14 protein-coding genes are annotated in these 13336 nt (G+C 70.3%); 6 read left to right on the forward strand and 8 right to left on the reverse strand.

The annotated features are described in order from the left end of the window. Nucleotides 1–10 precede the first annotated feature (10 nt). Nucleotides 11–1108 (forward strand): hypothetical protein, encoded by a 1098-nt coding sequence (locus ASD66_RS01525; RefSeq protein ID WP_056681365.1) that lies wholly within the window; start codon nucleotides 11–13, stop codon nucleotides 1106–1108. A gap of 86 nt (nucleotides 1109–1194) precedes the next feature. On the opposite strand, the gene ASD66_RS01530 is transcribed toward ASD66_RS01525, so the two are convergent. Then, nucleotides 1195–1998, reverse strand: coding sequence for a thioesterase family protein (locus tag ASD66_RS01530; protein ID WP_082599278.1), 804 nt, complete (start codon nucleotides 1996–1998; stop codon nucleotides 1195–1197). Between the two features lie 89 nt (nucleotides 1999–2087). On the opposite strand from ASD66_RS01530, the gene ASD66_RS01535 reads away from it, so the two are divergent. Both ASD66_RS01535 and ASD66_RS01540 read left to right on the forward strand, forming a co-directional pair. Next, nucleotides 2088–3104: an FUSC family protein gene (locus ASD66_RS01535; RefSeq protein WP_235529925.1), complete on the forward strand. Its 1017-nt coding sequence runs from the start codon at nucleotides 2088–2090 to the stop codon at nucleotides 3102–3104. Continuing rightward, the gene (locus tag ASD66_RS01540) at nucleotides 3104–3796 is read left to right on the forward strand and encodes a lysoplasmalogenase (RefSeq protein ID WP_156388495.1); all 693 of its coding nucleotides are present in this window, start codon (nucleotides 3104–3106) and stop codon (nucleotides 3794–3796) included. Before ASD66_RS01535 ends, ASD66_RS01540 begins: the two co-directional genes overlap by 1 nt. Nucleotides 3797–3836: 40 nt before the next feature. Here the strand turns inward: ASD66_RS01540 and ASD66_RS01545 are convergent, their stop codons facing one another. Next, entirely contained in the window at nucleotides 3837–5198 is a 1362-nt protein-coding gene (locus tag ASD66_RS01545) for an FAD-dependent oxidoreductase (RefSeq protein WP_235529926.1), read from the reverse strand. A gap of 126 nt (nucleotides 5199–5324) precedes the next feature. On the opposite strand from ASD66_RS01545, the gene ASD66_RS01550 reads away from it, so the two are divergent. Further along, complete coding sequence (locus tag ASD66_RS01550; RefSeq protein WP_056889836.1) at nucleotides 5325–6362, forward strand: fatty acid desaturase family protein; 1038 nt, start codon at nucleotides 5325–5327, stop codon at nucleotides 6360–6362. A 119-nt stretch (nucleotides 6363–6481) separates the two neighbouring features. On the opposite strand, the gene ASD66_RS01555 is transcribed toward ASD66_RS01550, so the two are convergent. The 3 genes from ASD66_RS01555 to ASD66_RS01565 are packed head-to-tail and all read right to left on the reverse strand — an operon-like array spanning nucleotide 6482 to nucleotide 8780. After that, nucleotides 6482–7495: an SGNH/GDSL hydrolase family protein gene (locus tag ASD66_RS01555; RefSeq protein WP_056889837.1), complete on the reverse strand. Its 1014-nt coding sequence runs from the start codon at nucleotides 7493–7495 to the stop codon at nucleotides 6482–6484. A 29-nt stretch (nucleotides 7496–7524) separates the two neighbouring features. Further along, nucleotides 7525–7953: an SRPBCC family protein gene (locus ASD66_RS01560; RefSeq protein ID WP_056889838.1), complete on the reverse strand. Its 429-nt coding sequence runs from the start codon at nucleotides 7951–7953 to the stop codon at nucleotides 7525–7527. Beyond that, a complete protein-coding gene (locus ASD66_RS01565; RefSeq protein ID WP_056889839.1) occupies nucleotides 7953–8780 on the reverse strand; it encodes a 1-acyl-sn-glycerol-3-phosphate acyltransferase in 828 nt (275 codons plus the stop codon). Before ASD66_RS01565 ends, ASD66_RS01560 begins: the two co-directional genes overlap by 1 nt. Nucleotides 8781–8992: 212 nt before the next feature. Here ASD66_RS01565 and ASD66_RS01570 point away from each other — a divergent pair, with 212 nt between their 5' ends. Then, on the forward strand, nucleotides 8993–9223 hold the full coding sequence (locus ASD66_RS01570; protein WP_056889840.1) for a hypothetical protein: 231 nt from the start codon (nucleotides 8993–8995) through the stop codon (nucleotides 9221–9223). Nucleotides 9224–9268: 45 nt separating this feature from the next. Here ASD66_RS01570 and ASD66_RS01575 read toward each other — a convergent pair whose 3' ends face one another. Both ASD66_RS01575 and ASD66_RS01580 read right to left on the reverse strand, forming a co-directional pair. Further along, nucleotides 9269–9952 carry a snapalysin family zinc-dependent metalloprotease gene (locus ASD66_RS01575; RefSeq protein WP_056889841.1) on the reverse strand — a complete coding sequence of 228 codons (684 nt, stop codon included), beginning with the start codon at nucleotides 9950–9952 and terminating at the stop codon, nucleotides 9269–9271. A gap of 110 nt (nucleotides 9953–10062) precedes the next feature. Further along, on the reverse strand, nucleotides 10063–10854 hold the full coding sequence (locus tag ASD66_RS01580) for a GNAT family N-acetyltransferase (RefSeq protein WP_056890536.1): 792 nt from the start codon (nucleotides 10852–10854) through the stop codon (nucleotides 10063–10065). Between the two features lie 63 nt (nucleotides 10855–10917). On the opposite strand from ASD66_RS01580, the gene ASD66_RS01585 reads away from it, so the two are divergent. Beyond that, nucleotides 10918–11505: a hypothetical protein gene (locus tag ASD66_RS01585; protein ID WP_056681372.1), complete on the forward strand. Its 588-nt coding sequence runs from the start codon at nucleotides 10918–10920 to the stop codon at nucleotides 11503–11505. Nucleotides 11506–11651: 146 nt separating this feature from the next. Here ASD66_RS01585 and ASD66_RS01590 read toward each other — a convergent pair whose 3' ends face one another. Then, nucleotides 11652–13319: an ABC-F family ATP-binding cassette domain-containing protein gene (locus ASD66_RS01590; protein WP_056889842.1), complete on the reverse strand. Its 1668-nt coding sequence runs from the start codon at nucleotides 13317–13319 to the stop codon at nucleotides 11652–11654. Nucleotides 13320–13336 lie beyond the last annotated feature (17 nt).

A 13336-nucleotide genomic window follows, 5' to 3' on the forward strand; every position in this document is an offset into this window, starting at 1 on the left:
CGGTGGGGCCATGGCCTTCGAGTTCGTGCAGGGCGTCCACCTGCACCGCACCGACGAGAACATCGACGAGATCGACGCGCTGGCCGACCGGCTCGGTGGCAGGGTCGGGTTGGAGGGGGTCCTCAAGGACCTGAACCGCCAGGCCCGACGCAGCTTCTTCGCGTTCGGTCGGGCCGTGCACCGCGCCTACCGGTGGGACCGCTCCGACTGCCGCAGCGCGCGGTGGTGGCCGCAGGGCATCACCACCTCGGCGGACGCATCCGACACCGAGGACTTCGACGGCCGACGACTGCTGGTCACGACCTGGTACGCCAAGGAGACCGAGGGCGTGAACAAGGGGTCGCGCATCAGCATCGTCGACCTCGAGACGCTGAAGTACCGCCACGTCCTGCTCGTCGTACCGACCCTCGGCGAGGACGGCGAGATGAAGCTGGCACCGCTCAAGGTGCACGCCGGCGGCATCGTGTGGGCGGGGCCGTACCTCCACATCGCGGCCACCTCGAAGGGAATCATGACCTGCCGGGTCGATGACATCCTGCGCGTACCCGACGAGCGCGGCGTCCTCGACCGGCTCAAGCTCGGCGCGGCCGAGGACAAGGTCGCGTCGTTCGGCTACCGCTACGTGCTGCCGGTCCGGTTCTCCTACAAGGCCTACTCCGACGAGGGTCTCGACCGCTTGCGCTACTCGTTCATGTCGCTGGACCGTTCGGCCGACCCGCCCGAGCTGGTCGTCGGCGAATACGGCCGCGGCAAGCAGACCACGCGGCTCGCGCGCTATCCGATCGACGCCGAGAGCATGCACCTCGTGCTGGGCGACGACGGCTACTCGCGGCCGCTGATGCTCGACGACGGTGGCGTCGTCCAGATGCAGGGCATCGCGGTCACCGGCGGCCACTACTACGCGACCGCGTCCAACGGGCCGGTCTTCCCGGGCAACGTGTACGTCGGCAGGCCCGGCGACTTCCGCAAGCACAAGTGGGCCACGCCGATCGGGTGCGAGGACCTGTCCTACTGGCCTTCACGCCAGGAGCTGTGGTCGGTCACCGAGCACCCGAACCGCCGCTGGATCTTCTCTATGCGGAAGAAGTGGTTCGACAAGCGGTCCTGAGAGACCGCAAGAATCCACGGCTCGAGGCGCAAGAATCCACCGCTCGCGCATCAAAAACCCACGGTTCGCGAGGGAAAGGACAAGGGTCAGCGGGGGGCGCGGGCCAACTGACGGGACTGCGCGACGAGGCGTCCGGCGGAGTCCCAGACCTCGCAGTCCTCCTCGAACATGCCACCGGCGACGTTGCGCGTCGCATGGCGCACCTTGAGCCAGCCCGGCGCCGGGATCGCCCGCACGTGCGCGGTGAGCTCGAGCGTCGGCGCCCAGCCGGGCAGGCCCAGGTCGTAGGTGGCCGGCGGCAGCGCGTCGACCATCAGCAGGAGTGACAGCGCGTCGGGTTCACGCGCGTCGGCGAGCCGGATCCAGCCCTGGACGACGCCGTTGCCGCTGGGCTGCCCGACCGCCCAGCCGGCGTACGCCGGATCGAGGCGGAGGTCGAAGCGCGACAGGAGCGGGGCGGTCTTCTTGAGCTTCTCGGGTGCCGCCGAGGTCGGCAGGCACTGCTCCAGCGGCGGAAGCTCGGGCTCGACGGCCGACGTGCGCACGTCGTCGGGCAGACCGGACAGCTCGCCGTACGTCGCGAGCACGGTGATCCGGTCAGCGCCGTCCTGGCTTAGATCGGCGGCGAGAGTGGCCACGCTGCCACCGTCGCGGATCACGCGGGAGCGCACCGTGGCCGGACCGGGCGTCGATGCGGAGAGGTAATAGGCGCTCACCGAGATCGGGTCGGGCTTGCCGGGCGCGGCCTCGCGCAGGGCATTGCCGATGACCGCGAGCAGGTAGCCGCCGTTGACGCCACCACCGACGACCCACCCCTCGCCCAGCTCGACGGTGTGCTCCCCGGTGCCGTTGGCGGTGACCTCGATGTCACGGTCGAACTCAGTTCCCATGCCGTTGATCCTAGGAGGGCCCGGCGACACCGCACGATGCATCGGACCGTGCGCTCGGTCACCCTGCCCCTCCATGGATGATGGGGGCCGTGATCCGACACCGCGACATCGCCCGTGACGCCCTCCGGTTCGGGCCACACGGCGGCGCGCACCGGGTGGCCATGCGGGCCGGGGTCTCGGTGTTCGTGCCCTTGGTCGTGCTGTGGTCGATGGGCCACCTCGACTGGTCCATCTACGCAGCGTTCGGCGCCTTCACCTCCCTCTACGGACGCCAGCGCACCGGGCGCGCCCGGCTCCAGCTGCAACTGACCCTCGCGCTCGCCCTCACCGTGTCGGTCGGGGTCGGCGTGCTGGTCGGCATGTCGCCGCACCGGGCCTGGCTCGCCGTACCGGTGGCCGGTCTGGTCGCCGGGGTCGGCTCGTGGGTCTCCGACCTGGAGGAGTGGCACCCGCCCGGGCCGCTGTTCATGATCTTCGCCTTCGCGGCAGTCGCGTCGATCCCCGCGCAACCCGGCGACATCGTGACCGGGTGCCTGGTCGCGGGCAGCGCCGCCCTCTTCGCCGTCGCGATCGGTTCGACGGGGCACCTCTGGCGTGCCGTACGCCGACCCGGCGGACAGGTGTCGGCGTGGCACCCCAGGCGCAGCTCGGCGGCCGGGCGCCACGTGGCCCGCAATGTCATCGGCGTGGTGGTCGCCGGCGGCGTGGCCACTGCGATCGGCATCGGGCACCCCTACTGGGCGATGGTCTCCGCCGTGGTGCCGTTGGCCGCCCGTGACCTGCTCCCCCAGACGGTGCGTGGCGTCCAGCGCGTCGTCGGCACCGGTCTCGGACTGCTCACCGCCGGGTTCCTGCTCTGGCTCGACCCGGGCGGTCTGGCGCTGATCCTGGTGGTCGTCGTGCTGCAGGTGGGCGCCGAGCTGCTGGTCGGTCGCAACTACGCACTCGCGCTGGTCGTCATCACCCCGCTGGCCCTGCTGATGGTGCACCTGGCCGCACCCATCCCTACCCGCACCCTCCTCTTCGACCGGGGTGTCGAGACCGTGATCGGCGTCGCGATCGGCATCCTGATCGGATACCTCACCCGTGATCGGAGTCGTGCCTGATGCCGCGTCCCCTCCTGTCCGTCGCCCTGCTCGGACTGCTCTCGGCCGTGACCGGCGTCCACCTGTGGGCGCAGTGGGTGGCACAGGGCCGGGTTGCCGACGGCACCCAGTGGCTGCTGATGCCGTTGCTGGCCGGGGCCTTGTGGCTCGACACCCGCTCGGGCCGCAGCCGACTGGCCCGGCTCACCCTTCTGGCACTGGTCTTCTCGTGGCTGGGCGACGCCCTGCCCGGGTTCTTCTCCGGCGACGCCGACTTCCTGGTGATGGTCGGCTGCTTCCTGCTGGCCCAGCTCACCTACGTCAACGCCTTCCTGCCGTACGCCGACCGCTCGGTGCTGCACGTCGGACGCATCGCGCTGGCGCCGTACGTCGTGTTCGTCGTCGTGCTGGTCACGCTGTGCGCAGCCGGCGCCGGTGTCCTGTTGATCCCGGTCCTCATCTACGGCGGATGCCTCGGCGCGATGGCGGTCCTGGCCACGGGCGTCAACGGCCTGGTCTGGGTCGGCGGTACGACGTTCCTGGTCTCCGACGCGATGATCGCCCTCGACGCGTTCAGCGACCTCGAGATCCCGCACAGCGACTTCTGGGTGATGCTCACCTATGTGGTCGCGCAGGTGCTGATCGTCCTCGGCGTCGAGGAGAAGGCCGAGCAACTCACCGACCCGTCGCCAGCTCCCACTGACCCGTCGTGAGTTTGAGCTGACCCGTCGCCAGTTTCGAACTGGCGACAGCTCAGGCGAGCCCGGCCAGCACCTCGTTGAACGACTCGGTGCTCGACGGGTGGGTCCAGATGCCGTCGCGCAGCTGCGAGGCGGTCACCCCGGCGCGCATGGCCAGCGCGACCAGGTTGACCAGCTCCTGCGCGTCGATGCAGAACAGCGCCGCGCCCAGCACCTCGTCGGTGTCCGCGTCGACGACGAACTTGATCAGGCCGTGGGTCTCCCCCACGATCTTGGGCCGGGGCATGGCGGCGATCGCGGCCACCGGCTTCACGGCCACCTGCACGGCGCGCCCCTGCTCACGGGCCTCGGCCTCCGTGACGCCGACGCGTCCCAACGGCGGGGTGAGGAACGTCGTGGTGGGCACGGCGACCCGGTCGCCGGTGGTGCGGGTGCCGGACCCGGTCAGCTTGTCGAGCACGATGCGATGGTCGTCGTAGGAGACATAGGTGAACTGCGGTCCACCGTTGACGTCGCCGACAGCGAAGACGTGCGGTCGGCTGGTGCGCAGGTGCTCGTCGACCGCGATCGCACCCTTCTCGCTCACCTCGATGCCGGCCGCGTCGAGTCCGAGCCCGTCGGTGGCCGGGCGTCGACCGACGGCGACGAGCACGGCATCGGCCGTGATCTCCCGGTCCTCGCCGTCGACCTCGTGCCGGACGACGGCGCCGCCGATCGCGGTGACCGTCGCGCCCTGCACGAACGTCACACCGACCTCCTCGAGGGAGCCACGCACGGCGTCCGCGACGTCCTCGTCCTCGCGCATCAGCAGGCGGGCGCCGCGGTCGAGCACAGTGACATGTGAGCCGAACCGGGCGAACATGCCCGCGAACTCGAGACCGATCGGCCCACCGCCGACCACGACCAGCTCGGCCGGCAACGGATCCACGTGCTGGAGGGTCGTGCTGGTGTGCACCACCGGGTTGTCGACCAGCCCGGGCAGGTCGGGCAGCACGGGCACCGAGCCGGTGTTGACGATGATCGTGTCGGCGCGCACCCGCAGCACGTCGTCCCCACCGGTCACCTCGACGATGTGCTCGTCGACGAACGTGGCGCGTCCGGTCAGCGCGGTGACGGTGTCGACGACGTCGAGCATCTCGAAGTTCTTGGCGCGCAGCTTGCCGATGAGGGTGTCGCGGAAGGCCACCGCGTCGGTGAACCACGCCTGCGGGTCGTCGCCCTCGCGGCGTCCCTCCGCCTGGTGCACCAGCGCCTTGGTCGGCACGCAGCCGATGTTGATGCACGTGCCGCCGTACATCTCGTCGGACTGCTCCACCATGACCACGCGCTGCCCGGCCCGGCCGAGGGCGCCGGCGAGCGTCTTGCCCGCCTTGCCCCAGCCGACCACGAGTACGTCGGTTTCCAGCTCCTGCACGGGTGCCTCCTCGGAAGTCGTGTGCCGCCATCGTGGCAGCCCGATGATCGACAGTGGTGCTGGCACCACACGGGGACGGGACCGAGCGCCCTCGCGTCAGACCAGAAAGAGGCGTTGACTCGAACCATGACCATCGACCTGCAGACCGAGCCGTCCAGCCGCCGCGACCACGGCGGATCCGACTTCGCCGAGCTCCGGCGCCGCATCGACGATGCCGGCCTCCTCGACCGCCGCCCCGGCTACTACGCCGCACGCTTCGCCCTGCTCGGCACGGCGGTCGTCGTGGGCTGGGCGTCGTTCGTGGCCATCGGGAGCACCTGGTGGCAGCTGGTCACGGCCGTCGTACTCGCTGTCGTGTTCGCGCAACTTGCCCTGCTGGCCCACGACATCGCGCACCGCCAGGTCTTCCGGACCCGGCGACCGAGCGAGATCGCGGGTCGCCTGGTCGGCAACCTCGGCGTGGGCATGAGCTACGGCTGGTGGATGGACAAGCACACCCGTCACCACGCGAACCCGAACCACGAGGAGCTCGACCCCGACGTCTCACCCGACCTGCTGGTCTGGTCGCAGGACCAGGCCCGCAACGCCAGCGGGGCGGCCCGCTTCATCGGGAAGTACGAGGCGTTCCTCTTCTTCCCGCTGCTGACCCTCGAGGCGTTCAACCTGCACATCTCGAGTGTGCGCGCCGTGCTGAAGCCGGGCCTCAAGGAGCGCCGCCTCGAAGGTGGCCTCCTGCTGGCCCACTTCGTGATCTACCTCAGCCTGGTCTTCACCGTGCTCTCCCCCGGGCTCGCCGTCGCGTTCATCCTGCTCAACCAGGCCGTCTTCGGCCTCTACCTCGGCTGCTCGTTCGCGCCCAACCACAAGGGCATGCCGACGCTGACCGGCGACCGCGAACCCGACTACCTGCGCAAGCAGGTGCTCACCTCGCGCAACGTGCGCGGCGGCCCGGTGGTCGACGTCGCCCTCGGCGGACTGAACTACCAGATCGAGCACCACCTGTTCCCGAGCATGCCGTGCGCCAACCTGCGCCAGGCACGGCCGATGGTGCGGGACTTCTGCGCCGAGCGCGGCGTGGAGTACGCCGAGGCAGGGCTGGTCGAGTCCTACACGATCGCCCTGCGCCACATGCACTCCGTCGGCGAACCGCTGCGCGCTGCCTGAGCCGACCGCGAGCGCACGATTGATGTCGTGCCCAGGCCCGGAAGCGACCGAAATCGTGCACTCAACGCCTGGCTGGTTGCGCTTGCCATCCACCCGAATCGCCTGTCAGCGGGCACCGCTCACCGGCTGCGGACCTGCTCGAGCACCGCGCGGAACTGCGCCGCGGCGCCGGCGGAGTTCGGGTGGGCGGGCACTCCCACGCCCGGACCGTTGACGGACAGTCCGACCACTTCGACGTACCGCTTGTCCGGTGGGGCGCAGACGTCGTGCCCGATCGACGGGGTGTAGGTGTCGACGAACTCGGCACCGCCCTTTCGCGCGGCCCGCTTCACCATCGCGTTGAGGCTGCGGAAGGTCCTGTAGAGGTAGGCACGGTCCGACTCGGTCATCGGCAGCTGCGGGTAGCAGGTGTGCGTCGGTACGGCGGCGAGGTAGTCGACCATCAGGATCCGCGCCCTCGGTGAGCGCTGGTGGATCTGGCGCAGGGCACGCACCAGCTTGGGCTCGGATGCCTTGATCTGCTTGGCGAGCACGTCGACTCCCCCGGCCGTGAAGCGTTCCTTGCAGCCGCCGAGCGGCAGCTGGCCCGGCACCAGCGGGAGTCCGAGACTCGGCAGCGGCGGCACGGTCCCAGCGGGAAGCGGCAGGGCCTGCGGGAGGAGGCTCAGGCAGTCGAGTGCCGCCGAGGCGATGCCCGCGTCGTTGCCGCCGATGCCGACGGTGACCAGGTCGGTGGTGCGGGTCAGCCGCGCGAACTGGGGCGGGTTCGTCTGGCCGGTCGGCAGCTTCTGGGCCCGGTAGAAGTCGTCGGTGGTGGCCGACCCGCAGGTGGCGTCCCGGTGCACCCTGACGCCCAGCTGCCTGGCCAGGAGCTTCGGGTAGTTGGTCTGCGACTGTGCACACCCGAGCGGCACGTGGCGGGTGTCGGGTGTGCCGTTGAGGTCCGCGAGCTTCACGTCGGCCGACCACGAGTCGCCGAGGGAGACGTACTCCCGGTAGACGCGTTTCGCCTGTGCAGGCTGGGCAATCTCCGCCGTGGAGCCGGCGGCCACCGCCGGTGAGGGACCGTGGGCCAAGGCACCGAGGGCCAGGGCAGCGAGGACGATTCCGGACACCTGCAGGCGAGGCTTCATGCCTGCTCAACGCAGCGATGTGGCCCAGGTCACGCCAAGCGGTCGAACTCCAGGTGGTGGCGCAGCTGCTCCAGGCCGGCCGTCAGGTGCCGGGCCATGATGCCGCGCCCGAGGATCTCGGAGAGCCGGGCCATCAGGAGCCCGCTGAGCCGCAGGGACAGGGAGGAGGTCACCAACGACCCGTCGGGGTGGTCGGTCACCTCGAGCCGGAAGTCGCTGGTGGTGCCGCGCACGGAACGCCACACGAGGGTGCGGGAGTCGGGGTTCTCGAGCAGCACGCGACCGCCGACGTGGATCGTGCCGATGTCGAGGAACACGTCGTACTCGCCGTCCCCGAGGCGCTCGAAGCGGTCGATGCCGCCCATGATCGGGAAGAGCCGGTCCGGGTCCGTGGCGAAGGCGGCGACCTCCTCCGGTGGGCGTCGTACGACGACCGTGCGGGTCACGTTGGTGGCCATCAGCCGAGCACCGGGATCACGGTGCGGGTGGCCAGGTTCGACAGGCCGACCTGCATGAGGCTGGTGACGTAGTCGTAGGCCTCGTCCCAGTCGGGGTCGTCGCCGAAGAGCTCGCGCAGGTCGATCGGCGGGAGCACCTGGATGCGGATCTTCGCCGGCAGCGGGACGTGCGGCAGGTCGCCGGGCAGCAACCCCCACGGGAAGCTGATCGACAGCGGCAGGGTCTTGAGCCTCAGAAGCTTGTCCAGCTTGAGGAATCTCGCGGTGGCGCGGCCGTCGTTGAGCACGAAGAACGTGTCCTGGCCGCCGGTCGCGACCACCGGCATGATCTTCACGTCGTTGCGGTGGGCCAGTCGCAGGAAGCCCTTGCGCCCGTCGAAGACGATCTTGTTGCGGTCGCGCCACGGCCGCAGGGCCTCGACGTCGCCCCCGGGATAGACCATCACCGAGGCGCCTGCGGCGAAGAGCTCGTCTGCCTTCTCGTTGCCCGCGGTGACCATGCCGAACTTGCGGGCGAAGTCACCGACCACCGGCGTCATCGCGATGATCTTGTGCCCGAGGCCGGCCAGCGGGCGACCCTCGACGGTGAAGTACGTGTGGTAGGCCAGCGTGAACACCCAGGTGTCGGGGATGTTGGCTCCGCCACTGTGGTTGCCGACGAACAGCACCGGCTCGTCGGGCACGTTCTCGAAGCCGTTGACCTCGGGACGGAAGTAGAGGCTGGTGCCCAGCCACAGTCGCGGCAGCATGCGCCTGATGAAGTCGGGGTCGCGCCCCTCGAGCCCCTCGGGCCGGGGCGCCAGCAATCGGGCGAACGGCAGTCCCACGCGTCGTACTCCTCATCGTGGCCGCGGTGTGCGGCCATCAGGTGCAACGCGCGAGCGGTCCGTTGGTGACGGTCACGTGGGCGAGGTCTCACGCCCACCCCGGGCGTGACGGCGAGGCCCTGGTCGCCGGCCGCACCCGGGGTCGCGGTTGAGTCGCCGGCCCCCACGCAAAAGCGGTGGCGGTCGTCGTACGGCGACGGTTGACTGGCCCGGTGAGCAACGCACCGGAGGGCTTCGACCACACCGTCCGCAAGGACGGCACCGTCGTGATCACCCACCACGGCAGGCCGGCCGGCGTGCTCCGGGGCCGTCGCGCCGCCGAGTTCCTCGAGGACGTCGAGGATGGCGACGCCCAGGAGCTGATGGCCCGGCTGACCGGCAACTACAAGCACGGCAACGAGCGCACGGCACGGTCCCACCCGCGCAACCGCGACTCCCGCTGACTCCGGACCCGGGCAGAACGCACGGTCAGGAGCCAGCGCCGAGCCTCAGGCCGCGGGTCGCAGCGCGACGCCGTACTGCCAGATCGTGTCGACCTCCGCGGACTCCACCGAGTCCGGGTAGGCGTTCGTGCACGACGGGCCGGGGCCACCACCGGACATCAGCTTCGAGCACGGCTGGGTGTAGCGGTCGGGCAGGCCGAGCGCGTGGCCAGTCTCATGGGCGACGATGCGCAGCGGCGCGTAGACGTCGGCCTGGTCGTAGTCGATGAAGATCAGGCCGCTGCCGTGGCCGTCGCCCTGGTAGTAGGACCCGTTGGACGACGAGCCCTCCTCGAAGTAGAGGGTCGCGCGGCTCGTGTCCTCGACGAGCTGAACGTTGCCGACCGACGAGTTCCAGATCTGTTCGGTCCCCGAGACCTCGCTGGCGAACGACGGAGCGTCGGTCGCGTCGTAGTAGACAGTCGTGACGGCGGCCGGGGCCTTGGCGACGCCGTCCGCCTTGGCGACGCCGTCCGCCTTGTCGGCCCGGGCCTGGGCCTTGGCGGCGGCGAGCTGCCGTTCCAGCCGCTGATTCTGCTCCTTGTCCAGGTCGTTGGGCAGGTACGCCGAGGAGCCGCCGGAGCGCTCAGTCGTGGGAGCCGACGCCGTGGAGGTGGCTGCCGGAACTGCTGCGGTTCCGGCGAAGGTGAGAGCCGCTGCGAGGAGTGCGAGCGGTGTCCTGATGGCCATGGGAATGTCCTTCCAGGTTGTTCCCGAGAGTTGCCTTGCCTCTCGTTCCTAACCCGGCGGACACTCCCCCGTCTGCGGTGCGCAGCGTTTTGACTTTTGACAGTTGTGGCTCAGCGCCGCCATTCGTACGGCGTCGTGGTCGACACCTTCAGCAGCCCGGAGCGCTCCAGGATCGGTCGGGAGAACTCGGTCGAGTCGCTGTTCATCAGCGACTTCCCGCGGGCCAGCGCCGAGTTGGCACGCGCCGCGGTGAGTGCGCGGTAGATCCCCTTGCCACGCCATTCCGGGCGGGTCGAGCCACCCCAGACACCAGCGAACTCTGTGCCCGCGACCGGCTCCAGACGGCCGGCACTGACGATCACCCCGTCGGCCTCCGCGACCCAGAGCTCCATGCCGTCGTCCTTGGCCAGCCGAGACAGCATGGCCTGGGTCATCTGCTCGGCGTCGCCGGGCTCGTCGCCGAAGACCTCACCCTGCATCCGGCACATCGCGAGCACGTCGTCCGGCTCGGTGACCTTCCGCAGCGTCACGCCGTCGGGAAGCTCCACCTCGCCGGCCAACAGCTTCGCCTCGCCGATCATGATCGACTCCGACTCCTCCTGCACGAACCCGTTCTCCAGCAGTGCCTGGTGCAGTCCGGGTGCCCGGTCGTGGCCGCGGGTCTTCCACTCCACCTTGGTGATCCCGGGGTCTGCCCGGTAGTGCTCGAGCGCCTCGCCGACCAGCCGTCGGATCTCGTCGGCGTCGGCGTCGCCGAGGTCCTGGTAGGTGATGAACCCGCGGCCTCCCGCGAACGTCACGAGGCGCAGCGGCCCGAGGCGGGTCACGGACGCCGCACCGGGCGTCTCGGCGTCGGTGCGCAGCTGTTCGTCGTACGCGGCCAGGAGCTCGTCAGGGTTCATGGCCGCCACTCTGGCAGTCGGCCGCTTCGGAGTGCCACCGCATTTCCGGCACAATGGCGCCCGATGAGCGATGCACAGGTCTGGTACGTCAGCTACGGCTCGAACATGAGCCGGACCCGCCTCGCGACGTACATCGCCGGTGGCCGGCCGCGCGGAGCCGTCACGACGTACGTCGGCGCGCGCGACGCGACCCTGCCGGTGCACGACGTGCCCGTCGTGCTGCCGGGGCGGCTGTACTTCGCGGGCGAGTCAGCGAACTGGGGCGGCGGCGTGGCGTTCTACGACCACGACGCGCCCGGGCCGACCGAGGCGCGCGCCTACCTGATCACCGCCGAGCAGTTCGCCGACGTGGCCGCCCAGGAGATGTTCCGCATCCCCGAGCCCGGGGACCCGCTCGAGGAGGTCGTGATGAACGGGCTCGAGACCGGCCGCCACGAGGCCGGGCCCGGCCACTACGAGACGCTGATCGAGGTCGGCCGCCGCGACGGCCTGCCGATGCTGACCTTCACCGCACCCCACGGGTTCGACGCCGTCCCGCACACGCGGCCCACCCCGGCGTACCTCGCGATGCTGGCCGAAGGCCTGCGGGAGTCGCGCAACTGGTCGGCCGCTCAGGTGGAGGCCTACTTCGCCCGGGTCATCGCTCCCTGACGACCAGCGCACCGCCTTCTGCAGTGAGCGTGGGTACGCCGACTGCGGTCGGGTTCGGCAGCAGGGTCGGGGTGGTCATGGTGGGTGTCTACCCCGACGCCGGCGGTTGAACCTGCGGACCGGAAACCCGCGTGTCCCCGGGGCGCCTACAGCTCCCTGACCTGGCCCGCCTCGACCCGCAACAGGCGGTCGGTGTGCACGTTGGCGAGCATGCGCCGGTCATGGGTGACCAGCAGCAGTGCCCCGTCGTACGCCGTGAGGGCCTGCTCGAGCTGCTCGATCGCGGGGAGGTCGAGGTGGTTGGTCGGTTCGTCGAGGACCAGCACGTTGACGCCCCGCGCCTGCAGCAGGGCGAGGCCGGCCCGCGTGCGCTCTCCCGGCGACAGCTGGTCGACGGGGCGACCCACGTGGTCGGCCTTGAGCCCGAACTTGGCCAGCAGGGTGCGCACCTCGCCCGACGCCAGGTCAGGCATGAGCTCTTCGAAGGCAGCGGCCAGGGACCGGGACCCGGCCAGCAGCGAGCGCGCCTGGTCGACCTCGCCGATCTGCACGCTGGTGCCGAGGCTCGCCGTGCCGGTCACCGGTGACTGTTGTCCGAGCAGCGCCCGGAGCAGCGTCGACTTCCCGGCGCCGTTGGGTCCGGTGATGCCGATCCGCTCCCCCGCGTTCACCTGCAGCGACACCGGCCCGAGCGTGAACGAGCCCTGGCTGAAGGTCGCGTCGTTGAGCGTCGCCACCACCGAGCTGGAACGCGGAGCCGAACCGATGCTGAACTCGAGCTGCCACTCCTTGCGTGGTTCCTCGACCTCTTCGAGCCGGGCGATCCGGCTCTCCATCTGGCGCACCTTCTGGGCCTGCTTCTCGCTCGACTCGGTCGCGGCCTTGCGCCTGATCTTGTCGTTGTCCGGCGCCTTCTTGATCGCGTTGCGCACCCCCTGGCTCGACCACTCGCGCTGGGTTCGGGCCCGGGAGACGAGATCAGCCTTCTTCTCCGCGAACTCGTCGTACTTCTCCCGCTGGTGGCGGCGCACGGTCGCGCGCTCTTCGAGGTAGGCGTCGTAGCCACCGCCGAACACGCGGTTGGAGCCCTGGGCGAGGTCGATCTCCAGGACCCGGGTGACACAGCGGGCGAGGAACTCGCGGTCGTGGCTGACCAGCACGACTCCCCCACGGAGCCCGTGCACGAACTCCTCCAACCTGTCGAGCCCGTCGAGGTCGAGGTCGTTGGTGGGCTCGTCGAGCAGCACGACGTCGAACCGTGAGAGCAGCAGCGAGGCCAACCCGACATGGGCCGCCTGCCCGCCCGAGAGCGAGGTCATCAGGGCATGCTCGACGTTCGTCCCGTCGAGGTCGAGACCGAGCTCGGCAAGCACGCCCGGCAGGCGGTCTTCGAGGTCGGCCGCGCCACTGGCCAGCCAGTGGTCGAGTGCCGACGAATAGGCGTCGTTGGGGTCGACACCGGTGGCCACCGAGGCCGACGGGTCGGCCAGTGCTGCCGCCGCGGCATCCATCTCGGCGGTCGCCGCGGCGCAGCCCGTACGGCGGGCGACGTAGCCGGAGACGGTCTCGCCGGGGACGCGTTCGTGCTCCTGGGGCAGCCACCCGACGAAAGCGTCGGCCGGTGAGAGTGCCACCGACCCGGACAGTGGTTCGTCGAGGCCGGCGAGCAGCCTGAGCAGGGTCGACTTGCCGGCGCCGTTGGCACCGACCACTCCCACGACGTCGCCGGGCGCGACGGTCAGGTCGAGGGAGTCGAAGAGGGTGCGGTGGCCGTACCCTCCGGCCAGGCCCCGGGCCACGAGGGTTGCGGTCATGGTCCGATCCTGTCACT

The organism is Nocardioides sp. Root151 (assembly GCF_001427925.1).
Taxonomy (GTDB): Bacteria; Actinomycetota; Actinomycetes; order Propionibacteriales; family Nocardioidaceae; genus Nocardioides.